Raw genomic sequence first — 12,276 nt, 5'->3', positions numbered from 1 at the left:
AATAGATCATCAACACTCAATTTTAGACATCGCGAGTTAATGACGTAGCGGCTAGTTTTCCTCCTTCCGAGCCATATAAAGACTCAAAATAATGGAATAAAACCGTCGCAAAGTAGCCGAAAAATAAAGCAATTATGGAACCAATATCCACGAAAAATAGCTAAATAATAACGACCATAATTCAAGCTAAGGATGAAAAATCACTCAAAGCTGGTTAGGAAAATAAATGGGCGTATTGCTGAGGTATATACTGTAGGTTGCTGTCTTTCCAAGCAGAAAGGCGCAATGAGTGGGAGTTCATGTGCATCATCCACTGATGCTGAGGTGTAAAGCGTTCGACATAATGTCGAGCACTTGAAGTAAATGATACTTCTGAAAATTCAAAGACTTTCACATAATCAGGTGCCAGTTCATCGCTGTTAAAATTGCCATGAGCAAATCTAAGAGAGAAGCCATTAACATAAATTGACTGGTTTAAATCACTCGAAGAGGTGAGGTCGAGAAAATGGGACGTCGTAACGCTAGGTTCATTATGTGAATTCGACATAGGAAAAAATTTAACATTGCGTGTCGAAGATTCACCTTGATCCAAAGAAATAGAGGCAAAAGAGTTAGATTCAAAAAAACTAGAATCTGTCGATAAATCAACCAATTGTAAGCTAGATGCGTGCTCAGCTTTAGTGGTAGTAATACCAACCAAGCTAATGCTACTCATAAACAAGCACAGTATCAGAAATCGAATAACGCTCACATTTAGCTCTTCAGAAGTTAATTTTTCAACAGAATGGGGCTTCATAGATAAAATATCAATAGTTATATCGTTTTTTGACGACTTTTTTTTGTATTAATAATTTGTCTCCTTCTTCCATTTCGCGCCTATAGCCCTAATTTTTTACCTAGTTTATACAAGTTCCCTCTGTCAACTTGTAGAAACTGCGCCGCTTGTGCCCATACGCCATCATTTTTCTTCAAAGCATGTTCAATCAATTGCTTTTGATAGGTTTCTACCGCTTGTCTTAAGGCAATGGGCTCATTAGGCATCACCAAACTAGATTGTGAGGCATTTTGGCGTTTAGGAATATCGACAAATTCACTCGTAAAGTGTTGTGGTTTAATCAATTCCACCTGATCTTGAACCGCATGGAGACCTGCGCGCATCAAGGAATGTTCAAGCTCACGAACATTACCTAGCCATGGTTGTTTCTCCAATAACTTTAAGGCTCGAGGGTGAAGGTGCAGTGTTTTAATTTGGAATTGAGTACGAATTCGATCGAGAATATGTCCAACTAGAACCGCAATATCTCCTTCTCTTTCACGTAGTGGCGGTATATGAATTGGAAAGACATTTAAGCGATGAAAAAGATCGGAACGGAATCGCTGTTCTTCTACTTCTTTATGAAGATCTCGGTTGGTGGCAGTAATGATTCGAACATCTATAAAGCTGTTGTGATCGGCTCCGACTCGTTGGACTTCCCCTTGCTGAATGACACGCAGCAGCTTAGCTTGCAGTAATATTGGTAGTTCACCAATTTCATCTAAAAATATAGTTCCGCCATCAGCCAATTCAAATTTACCCGCGCGGTGTGAATTTGCTCCGGTAAACGCGCCTTTTACGTGACCAAATAATTCACTCTCAGCAATCGATTCTGGTAACGCCGCACAGTTCACATACACCATTGGTTTATCACTACGACTACTTTGTGCGTGAACCTCATGGGCCACCAGCTCTTTACCAGTACCGGTTTCACCGCTAATCAACACGGCGTAATTCGATTGTGCGACCATCTTAATGTTATTTCGTAGCTGGACAATTTGTGGGCTCACACCTACCAGTTTGCCACCTTTATCACGCGCCTCATCGATAAGTAGCTGATTGATTGAGCGTTGTTGATGATTAGCTTTTTCAAGCGCATCGAATAAACTGATATTACGAACAATACCGGCCGCAAGAGCTGCAAACGTAGCAATGGTTTCATCGGTCACTTTTTTGAATGCATCTGAGGCTAAGGCATCAATCGTCAATACTCCCACCAAAACATCCTCGACATACAAACTGCACCCCATGCAAGAATGCACATCAATACTCCCTTCATCGTCTTCGCTAAGCAGTCCATCAAAAGGATCCGGTAAGGTTGAGTTTTCAGGAAATCGAACCGGTAGTCGACTTTGCATGATCATCTCAAGTCTTGGATTCTCATGAGGTGCAAATTTTCGTCCCAATACTTCCATCGATAAACCATTAATCGCAACTGGCACTAAATTTTGCTCATCATCTAAAATAAATAAAGCACTCGCATCACATGGCAACACTTGCTGTAATGCATCAAGTAATTTTTGATAATGCTGATAAGTCGGCTGGTGAGCATTAAGGTTAACAGCAATATTGAGTAAAACTTGTTCGATTGATTGGGACATGTTAAATCTCTTAACAAATATATCATTGAGTATTATTTTCTCACTATACTAGTGATGTAAAATTAACAACACAAGATCTTAGTGTAATTTCATATAATTTAGTAAAATCAACAAATTAAAAAGTGGCATGGAAAGTGCTTAATTATTACTAACCAATTACCATAAGCACTTTATACGAGATCACTATTGATGATAAATATCACCGACAAAAGTAAAGAAGAAAAAATCCTACCCATTTTACGTTTAGGGTTTAGACCGTTCTTTTTATTCGGAAGTTTATACGCTGCCATTGCTATCGCGATCTGGGTCTACGCATTCCAACATGGTCAACCAAATGCCTTGCAAGTTCCGGCCTTATGGTGGCATGTACATGAAATGATATTTGGTTTTGCCATGGCAATCGTAGCCGGTTTCTTATTAACCGCAGTACAAAACTGGACAGGGGTTAACGGCACCAAAGATAAGCGTCTCGGTTTTGTGTTCTTACTGTGGCTATTGCCTAGGCTACTATTTTGGGCTCCGGTTCCGTTATGGCTAACCTCTTCAATTGAAGGGTTGTTTTTAGCGGTAGTCGCCTATGAAATATCGATTCGAGTGATCAAAGGAAAAGGCTATCGCAACCTGATATTTCTCGCCTTCTTTGTATTAGCGATTGTGGCAAACTTTGCCAGCTACGCCACCCTTCCTTTTACAGATCAGCAAGGCATGCCACCCTTTCCAAGTATTGCGGTTTGGCAAGCAATGATCTGGTGGTTCGTTTTGCTGATTTCGATTATGGGCGGACGCGTGATCCCATTCTTTACCGCACGTAAAATGCAGTTTGAAAAGCCACCCGCGTTAATCTGGTTAGATGCACTGGCGAACACACCTTTAGTGATGCTGTTTATCCTCAGTTTTTTCCCAATTACCTTTAACCAAGTTGGCCCTTATTTAATGGTCTTCGCCGCGGTTTTCCAAGCAATTCGTTTCCTACGTTGGAAACCTTGGACGACTTATAAAGAGCCTCTGGTTTGGTCGCTGCACGCTTCGTATGCTTGTATTCCAGTCGGATTACTTTTTAAAGCATTGGCCTTATTTAACCTACTACCGAACGGACAATTTTTTGCTCACAACATGATCCATGTATTTGCCATTGGTGCGATTGGTGGAGTCATTCTAGCAATGATCGCCCGAGTGACGATGGGCCATACCGGACGTGCGATTTATGAAGGCCCAAGCATGTGGCATGCATTCTTAGCGGTTGTCGTAGCGGCGGTTATTCGTGGTTTTGGGGTAGCGATTTGGCCTGAGCATTTGTTTACCTTTGTGAATATTTCCGCCGCGCTGTGGATCTACACTTTTGCTCTTTTTGTGTTTAAATTTGGCAAAATGCTCCTCACGCCAAGAGCTGATGGGCACCCTGGTTAATCTGGATCTCTATCTAGATCCCCATCTAAGTTTCAATGTCTAAATCAAGCGCCAGAGCAATTCTGACGCTATTTTGCCAACTGGAGTAACCACACCGACTTCATTGATGGCGACCAACGTATTGAGTTTAACTACCAGATCTAAACAACGCTGAGGTCGGAGAGGAATCAAGTTTGATAATGAGCTTGATTTGGTTTTGGGAAAGGGAACGATTTAGTGAATAACATTAAATCGTTCGTATTAGATTGGAAAAAGTATTTTGAAATCTTAGGGGCTTGTTATGTTTTCATTGCTCAACTGTGCCAACTTCCAACAAAGTCAACGCATAGTCACGTAACACCCTTGCATTGTCAGCCGACTCACTATTGCCACAATATTCCCCTTGATACTTGATTTGAGTGCTTGAATATATGGGCAGTATATTCCTCTCATAACTCATTATTGTACCAGAGTCACCACACTTAAATGCGCGAGCATAAGGAACGAGTTTTTCCTGATATTCTTGCGGAACCGCGGATTTCAAAAACATTGTTAGATTGGGGACTGGATGACTCTCACTATGATGTGCCCACGATAAATGCCCTAACTCATGCTCTAACAAATGTATTTGCGCAGTAGAAGAGATAGCGAAGAACCACGAACCAAAATAGAGGGATGCAGAGCCAGAAAACCCAAGTTTACTTTCATATTTCCCATGAAAAATAAGACCATATTTTTCATTAGGACTAAGTTTTTCAACCAATATTTTCTGTTTTTCGAGAGTCTCCCTTACCAATTTTCTGGCTGCATCTCGACTACGAACTTCATTTTTATCTATGTAAAGTGGTACAACATCACCCAAGCTTCTGGTTAGTGGCACACATGAATTTTTTAAAACTTGATTAGCGTACTTTATTGAAGTGCCCAGCGACTTTTTTATGTCTTCTATTGAAGACGACTCTAAGACTTCTTGGTCGACAAAAAAATTAATCTTCGTATTTGCCACTTTCTCAAAGTTACAGCTAGGGAGTTCAAGCTCTCCGGAGTTTGGTCTTGTTAAAATTGCAATGCCGAAAGCTGCGATAATGCAACCAATGATTAAAATCTTCTTACTCATAAATCTGGTTCATCCTTGGGGTCGAAATTGAAAGAAACATAACGCCACCATTAAGCGGAGAGTAAACGCGTGCTATGTTTGAGCGAAGCAAGTTCGGCACACGTTTGTGAATCCGCCTTAAACTCCATGGTTAGCTTTTCTTACAACAACAGAACCAGCTATGTAGTCATGTACCGCTCGCCTTTTCTCATTGAATAGCATTGAGATGCTTTCCAAAACAACCCACCCAATCATTGAGAAGGTAATAATGGTAAATAAAAGCCCTTGCTCCAGACTATCCCAAGTATGTCCATAGAACGCGAACTGGGCATAAACATATATGGTAAATGGAACCATAATAATAGGGACAATGTCGCGCATACATGATTGTTTCATCGTTAAGTTTCGGCTTTCAGTTACATCGATAACTTTGACCTTCGTAACCATCTTACCGACAGTTTGCCCGTATTTCGTATGCATAATGACGTAATATGAAATACCTAGCATCGAGCTACCTACCCCCCAAATAAAAACACTTCCTGAACCGAACACTCCAGATAGGATATATTCATCGACCCACTGTAGTGGTAAGAAAACGAACCCATCGATAATAATGGCGAACAAGCGCCTCCAAAAGTTCGAGTATTTATTGGGATACACATTCACTCCTTGAAATTAAATCCGTTAGTTGAGGCTAAAATGTACACCACTTAACAATTACTAGAGTTAAACAAAGGATATTTTGCGAGACAGAATATAAAACACAGCTCACATGCAAATTGAACAGCTCGCGCGAACAAACCTAACCATTTAATAGATGGAAACAATCCGTATAGTTCACCAAAGCCAACTCATGATGCCAAGTGTTTTTTCGTTGGTAAAGGGAGGGAGTGATTTGTGATCGCTTGTTGTTTAGTGGTATATCGTAAAGAAATTATCTTCCAATATTGAGCGCGTGATGACTAGATTCCTGCTCTCGCTTAGGCTCAACTGGAATGACGGTTTCAAAAACACTCACCACGGGCTGATTTATTGAGATAAAAATGAAAGTAGCGGCGACAAAGAACAGCTCTTCCCCTTGATAGATGAAGCCACTTGGTAGCAAGAGTTGATATAAGGGGAAGCGGGATGGGGTTGATTACACAGAAGTACTTTAAGGCATAAATATTTAAAAATAGACAACTGACCAAACAAAGAAAACCGATAAACTAACATTTATCGGCTTTCTTTCTATTAGACTTGGCTGTGTGCTTTATCGCTTTTTCACCACCACCGGATAACGGTTTGCTCTTAACTCTTTGATGAAGGTCGATGGGTTCGCATTGTGTAAGATCCACACCTTTTCTTTGGCTCGGGTCATCGCTACATAGAACAAGCGACGTTCTTCTGCATTAGGGAACACATCGCCGGTAGATAACAACGCATCATGCAAATGCTGCTGACGTTCAACCGCTGGGAACTGCCCTTCATCAACCGAGACAATCACCACATAATCGGCTTCTTGTCCTTTGCTGGCGTGACAAGTTTTAAATTCAATATCTAAATGTAGGTTGAGTTTTTGTAGTGTCTTTAAATCGCTTGGCTCATGGTAATGATTGCGACCTAGTACCAACACTTTTTTGCGAGATTTAACTTGGTTATTTAAGTCACTTAAAATTGCTTCCAGCGTATGCATTGGCGCAATCGTCACTGCTTTTTGCTTTTGTTGCTTGTGACTATTCAAAGTCTTTTCTAATTGATAAGGGTTGGCTTGAATAAAGCGATTCGCCACCTCACCAATTTGGTTATTAAAGCGATAAGTGGTGTCTAGATAATGGATCTGTGCATTAGGGAAACGCTTCTTAAAGCCGGTGGTTAAGTTTACATCCGCCCCTGCGAAACGATAAATCGCCTGCCAATCATCGCCGACTGCAAACAATGAACACGGCTGCTGAGTCGTGGTTTCCCCTAGCTGGGTTTTATGAACACTACCATGGCAAATGTTAGTTAATAAATCTAAACGGCTCGGTGAGATATCTTGGTATTCATCGACCATCATAAAGCGCCATTGCGATTTAAATTTACCATTGCGCGCATATTGGGTGGCTTTAGAAATCATACTGTTGAAGTCGATTTGATTCTCTTCTTTCAGCATTTTTTGCCACGCTTGATAACACGGCCAAGCCAGCATTAATTCGCTGTTTAGTTGAGGGTAGTTCTCTAGCTCAATTAAACGCTCTTGCAGCTGTTTTTTCGGTAATTGTAGGACAGAAAGTTGATCGACTTGCTGTTCTAACCACGCCAGTAATTTCGGGTTTTCAACATGCGAACCGAGCTCTACATCCCCTTTCAAAAAGGCAATCGGCCATTCGGCTAAGTGCTTCTGCCAACGCTTAAAGTTGGTTTCTGTCATCCAGTGTGTTTTTAACCACTGAGAGAACCAAGCGGTCTTTTGGGCTGGCGTAGTGGCAAGCGGTGAGATTTCAACCTGATTACCTTCAACCGATTTAATAATATCTAAGCCTAATTGATGGAAGGTTTGGACTTTGATCTGAGCGCCTTGTTCGGCAAACTTTTCTTTAATACGCTGTTGCATTTCTTTGGCCGCATCTCGACCAAATGCCACCAATAACATTTCTTCTGGTTTTGCCTGGCCACTTTGTAATAAGTAGCCGACTTTCGCCATTAAAACACTGGTTTTACCTGAGCCTGCGCCGGCTAAAATCAGAGTATGATCATCATTTAACAATACGGCACGTTGCTGAGAAGGATTAAGTGGTGAACGTTCACATTCTTGGAAGTAAGGTTTCCATTCGATTTCTTGATTAGCCAGCCAGGTTTGATTGCGCTGTTCTAATGAGGCTTTCGGGTGAGTCAGCCAACGTTTCAAACCGCTCATTAAAGTGGGGGTATGGTGCTGGAATTGATCGTCACCTTCCCATTCATTATGACTTGGAAAAATATGAATCACTTCTGGCAAAGATAATTCTTTTTTCGCCAGATCATCAGAAATGCCTTTCATCCAGAACTCAAGCGATGAGTGGGTTAAATATCCCGGTTGATTGACCAATTCTTTTAACTGCTCTAGCCAGTTTGGTAATAACTCGGCTAATGATTCACTTTGGTTCAACTGCCAACGACGATATTCCCCTATTACTAATTGAGCAAATTGCTGGCAATCCAGCCAAGGTAGCCCCTGAGCGAGCCATTGAACCTGTTCACCTTCCTCTTCTTCATGGGCATGAAAATATAAATTGCCCCAGATTAAGCCTCGCTCTACTGTCACTTCACCATTCCACGCTGCAAATGGGATTTGCAACTCATCAGTTGGCGAAGATAAGGTAATACACTGATCTTTCACTTCAACTTGTTGGTATTCATCTTGAATAAAAAATTGAGCAAAACGGCTAGCGCTTAATTGCATGAACTGTCCTTATGCGATCAGTAAAGTTTTGAATAAGAATATATACCCAAGTCAATTCTGCACCTTGAAGTTATTTGGATATAACCCAATATTCTAACGGGTTTTAGTGTGAAAGGAAGAGGGCTTGAGTCATCACTTTTTTAAACTTATTCTAAAACGGATAAAAATCAGGCAGACTGGCGCAAAACTTGCTTACAATCAAACAGAACAAATTTTTTTGCTGTTATTACAACAGAATATAGTTTGCACAACGAAAGGCCTCTATACTCAAGTTACTTGTAACATCACCTAGGACAATATCGCGCTTTATGACAAATTCGATGCCACAACTTCGACATTATTGGTCGGATAAAACCGTTAACTACTGCATTCGAATCCTTATCTCACTTTTAGGTGTCGTACTGCCTTGTTGGTATTACGACTACTCTACTGAAATTACGCCCCTGATATTAGGTATTATCGCCGCTGCACTAGCCGAAACCGATGATAACTTCATGGGACGAATTCGGGCGCTAATCTTAACTTTCATCTGCTTTGCGATTGCTTCATTTTCAATAGAAATTCTGTTTCCTTATCCGCCATTATTCGCCATTGGTCTATTCACCAGTACCTTTGGCTTTATTATGCTCGGTGCGATTGGCCCACGTTATGCCAGCATTGCCTTTGGTTCATTGCTGATCGCGATCTACACCATGCTGGGTTATCACTTATACGACAATATCACCTATCAACCTGTTCTCTTGTTAATTGGAGCCGCTTGGTATTACCTACTTTCCATGTTGTGGCAAATATTCTGGCCAATGCAGCCAGTACAACAAGGCTTAGCCAATGTATTTGAAGAACTGGCCAACTACCTTGAAACGAAAAGCTCGTTATTTCACCCTGTATCTGGTTTAACTCCGCAGCCTTACCGTATCTTAGAAAGTAAACTTAATTCCGCAACGGTTAATGCCTTAAACCAAGCTAAAAGCACCCTACTCACTCGCTCTAAACGTGGACATGTTGATGGCCCAAGTGACCGTTATTTACAACTGTACTTTTTAGCGCAAGATATTCACGAACGAATCAGTTCTACCCATTACCGTTATCAAGATTTAGCCGAGCATTTCTCACGTAGTGATGTGTTGTTTCGCTTCAAACACTTAATGCAAACTCAAGCGAAAGCCTGTCGTGAGATCTCTGAAGCATTGGAAGCAGGAAAAGCTTATAAATATGATGGCGATTCAATTTGGGCACTGGATGAATTGCAGTTATCAATGCAGTACCTAAAAGCTCAAAACCGACCTGAGTGGAAATATCCATTAAGCCAACTGTTCTACCTATTTAATAATATGGTGACTGTAGAAAAGCAGCTATCAAACGTCAGCAACCCTGATGCATCTAAGTTCACGCCAGAAAATACCAGCGATGAAGCCAACGACTATTCATTGCACGATACAACCGCTCATACGCCAAAAGTCATGTGGCAACGTATTCGCAACAACTTAAATAAAGACTCAATGTTATTCCGCCATGCTTTACGTATGTCGATTGTACTCACCGTAGGTTACGGGGTAATTCAAGGATTAGGACTAGAACGAGGCTACTGGATTATGCTAACCAGCTTGTTTGTATGCCAACCTAACTTTAGCGCTACCAGACAAAAGCTCACAGCTCGAGTGATTGGCACCATTGTGGGCCTACTCGTTGGTATACCACTATTAACCTTATTCCCTTCACAAGGGAGTCAGTTAGTCTTTTTAGTGTTATCCGGCACCTTATTCTTCGCTTTTAGAATGAATAACTATGGTTCAGCAACGGCTTTCATTACCTTATTGGTAGTATTTTGTTTTAACCAATTAGGTGAAGGTTATGCAGTGATCTTGCCTCGCCTTGCGGACACGTTAATTGGCTGTGGTTTAGCGGTGTTTGCGGTACGCTATATTCTGCCTGATTGGGAAGCTAAGAAATTGCATAGAGTAATGTCGGAAGCAATACAATCCAATAAAGATTATCTTGGACAGATTATTGCTCAATATCGAATTGGTAAACGCGATGACGTCAACTATCGCCTTGCTCGACGTAATGCTCACACCATGGACTCCTCTCTTAGCACAACCATCAGTAACATGTTGGCAGAGCCAGATAAGTACAAAAAATCCATTGATGAGAGTTTCCGTTTCTTAACTCTTAATCACGCGATGCTAAGTTATATTTCAGCACTCGGTGCACATCGTAAACGCATCGACAATCCAGAAACCCACCTTCTCATTTTAGAGGCTCACAAAGGGATACACGAAAGCCTAGAACAACTGGAACAGCAGCTTTACTACCACAATGGCGAAATTACTTTAGATTCATTTAATAGCGAATTAGATAAGAAATTAAGTGAATGGCGGGAAGGCGATGAAGAAACTATACGTTTGATCTTACAACAGCTGCATTTAATCTACCGAATGCTGCCAGAAATGTACTCGTTGGCGAATAAGTTTTCAGTAAGATTGCCGATTGCAACGGTTAATAGTGATTCAAAAATATGAGCACATAACGCCTCACTACGCATTCAAAACGCATTCAAAACGCATTCAAAACGCATTCAAAACGCATTCAAAACGCATTCAAAACGCATTCAAAACGCAATGCTTAAAGATCAACATCTTGAAGTATATTAAATCCAAGTGGTTTTTTATCCTGTATTTCATGGTTTTTTGGATAAAAGATTCTTAAAAAAAACAAGCTTACTCTTTTATATCAAAAAAATGGTTTTTTTATTATTTCCATCCAATAATTGATTTATTTTAATTTTTTCGATTTGAAGCTTTTTTTTATCTTGATATAATCATTTTAAATTAGTTACTAACCTATCATTTAAATAAAATTAAAACTAACCATTTGTTTTATTGTAAATAATTGAAAATGTAACTTATTGATATAAAAGTCAAACGAAAACAATCTTACCAACATAATATACTGTTAGTTTTCTTGCGAATTTAAATTAGTTAAGAAATTTTATATGGCGTTTTAACCAAGTAAAATTTAAAACAAAATGCAATTTAAAACTAATCTCTTTTTCAGTTGGGTGGAAATGAAAATTTTTAATAATTTATCTTATTACCTTGAATACAAATTACTTACTAGTGTTTTTTTTAGCATTCAATCCCCTGCTACTTTACTTAAAATTTTAGATAAGCTTGAGTTATTATCGAAAGGAGGTTTTTTAAAAAATAAAATAAAAATTGGTGATCGCGTTTATTTATTCGATGTAAGCCGAAATAGAAAATTTCACATGATACTAGTATGTAATAAAAGGAACAACCCTAATGATGGATTGATTTCCATCTATTCCCCACTTGGTTCGTCTATATTAGGATTAGAGGTTAATGATACTTTTAATTTGTATATATTAGGAAAAACAAGAAGATATGAGATAATTTGTGTAAAACCTGAAAAGTCTATAAGTAGTATCGTTTCTTAACAAGTATCGTTATTGTTAACTTTTTATGGAGGTAATTTTCTATTGAAGCTTTAAATTTAATCTTGAATGTTAATTTTTATTTAATCAATAGGTGATGTCATGTCTAGAAATGAAAAGAAAAAACCAACGTTAACTTTAAAAGAGAAAAGAAGACAAAAAAGAGAGTCAGAATTAGAAGGGCTCATAAAAAAAAGAAAGAGATAATCATATAGAATTTATATACATTATTATGCTGCGTTATTAAACGCAGCTTTTTGTGTGTACTCACCAGTACGGATTTGGCAGAGTTGTTTGATCCTCAAAAAAAACATAACCAATTGAATCTATAGTACATCTAAATGTTTATCGATCTTTTATGACGAGGTATAACTGTTTATGATAAAGACCTATAAAATCAATAAATGCTTGAGCACTTACGCTTATCTCATACTTATTAAAGATAGAAGTAAGCAATCGACGCCCTTAGTGTAAGGTAATGATTTTTAGAACAAAAACCCAATTACACTGACAAATATATCACCA

General features: G+C 39.4%; 8 protein-coding genes. 3 read left to right on the top strand and 5 right to left on the bottom strand.

Annotated features, from left to right (window positions below):
- Positions 1-214 precede the first annotated feature (214 nt).
- Both ACE3G9_RS01115 and norR read right to left on the bottom strand, forming a co-directional pair.
- A complete protein-coding gene (locus tag ACE3G9_RS01115; RefSeq protein ID WP_417881131.1) occupies positions 215-715 on the bottom strand; it encodes a hypothetical protein in 501 nt (166 codons plus the stop codon).
- 161 nt (positions 716-876) lie between these two features.
- Positions 877-2,415, bottom strand: a complete 1,539-nt coding sequence (gene norR, locus ACE3G9_RS01110) for a nitric oxide reductase transcriptional regulator NorR (protein ID WP_449218218.1) — start codon at positions 2,413-2,415, stop codon at positions 877-879.
- Positions 2,416-2,604: 189 nt separating this feature from the next.
- Here norR and ACE3G9_RS01105 point away from each other — a divergent pair, with 189 nt between their 5' ends.
- Positions 2,605-3,822: an NnrS family protein gene (locus ACE3G9_RS01105; RefSeq protein ID WP_449218217.1), complete on the top strand. Its 1,218-nt coding sequence runs from the start codon at positions 2,605-2,607 to the stop codon at positions 3,820-3,822.
- 286 nt (positions 3,823-4,108) lie between these two features.
- On the opposite strand, the gene ACE3G9_RS01100 is transcribed toward ACE3G9_RS01105, so the two are convergent.
- The 3 genes from ACE3G9_RS01100 to helD form a co-directional block, all read right to left on the bottom strand.
- On the bottom strand, positions 4,109-4,918 hold the full coding sequence (locus ACE3G9_RS01100) for a hypothetical protein (RefSeq protein WP_449218216.1): 810 nt from the start codon (positions 4,916-4,918) through the stop codon (positions 4,109-4,111).
- A 117-nt stretch (positions 4,919-5,035) separates the two neighbouring features.
- Complete coding sequence (locus ACE3G9_RS01095) at positions 5,036-5,557, bottom strand: RDD family protein (RefSeq protein WP_449218215.1); 522 nt, start codon at positions 5,555-5,557, stop codon at positions 5,036-5,038.
- Between the two features lie 592 nt (positions 5,558-6,149).
- Entirely contained in the window at positions 6,150-8,300 is a 2,151-nt protein-coding gene (gene helD, locus ACE3G9_RS01090) for a DNA helicase IV (protein WP_449218214.1), read from the bottom strand.
- Between the two features lie 320 nt (positions 8,301-8,620).
- Here helD and yccS point away from each other — a divergent pair, with 320 nt between their 5' ends.
- Together yccS and ACE3G9_RS01080 are read left to right on the top strand one after the other, a co-directional pair.
- Positions 8,621-10,819: a YccS family putative transporter gene (gene yccS / locus ACE3G9_RS01085; protein WP_449218213.1), complete on the top strand. Its 2,199-nt coding sequence runs from the start codon at positions 8,621-8,623 to the stop codon at positions 10,817-10,819.
- Positions 10,820-11,364: 545 nt separating this feature from the next.
- The gene (locus ACE3G9_RS01080) at positions 11,365-11,754 is read left to right on the top strand and encodes a GreA/GreB family elongation factor (RefSeq protein ID WP_417881126.1); all 390 of its coding nucleotides are present in this window, start codon (positions 11,365-11,367) and stop codon (positions 11,752-11,754) included.
- The last annotated feature ends 522 nt before the right edge of the window (positions 11,755-12,276 follow it).

The organism is Vibrio sp. E150_018, from assembly GCF_053544035.1.
This window is presented reverse-complemented; position numbering and strand designations above follow the sequence as displayed.

What these genes read in the sequence shown, in the direction of transcription:
- ACE3G9_RS01115 (WP_417881131.1), bottom strand. Translation starts at nt 715, where the DNA reads ATGAGTAGCATTAGCTTGGTTGGTATTACTACCACTAAAGCTGAGCAC.
- norR (WP_449218218.1), bottom strand. Translation starts at nt 2,415, where the DNA reads ATGTCCCAATCAATCGAACAAGTTTTACTCAATATTGCTGTTAACCTT.
- ACE3G9_RS01105 (WP_449218217.1), top strand. Translation starts at nt 2,605, where the DNA reads ATGATAAATATCACCGACAAAAGTAAAGAAGAAAAAATCCTACCCATT.
- ACE3G9_RS01100 (WP_449218216.1), bottom strand. Translation starts at nt 4,918, where the DNA reads ATGAGTAAGAAGATTTTAATCATTGGTTGCATTATCGCAGCTTTCGGC.
- helD (WP_449218214.1), bottom strand. Translation starts at nt 8,300, where the DNA reads ATGCAATTAAGCGCTAGCCGTTTTGCTCAATTTTTTATTCAAGATGAA.
- yccS (WP_449218213.1), top strand. Translation starts at nt 8,621, where the DNA reads ATGCCACAACTTCGACATTATTGGTCGGATAAAACCGTTAACTACTGC.
- ACE3G9_RS01080 (WP_417881126.1), top strand. Translation starts at nt 11,365, where the DNA reads ATGAAAATTTTTAATAATTTATCTTATTACCTTGAATACAAATTACTT.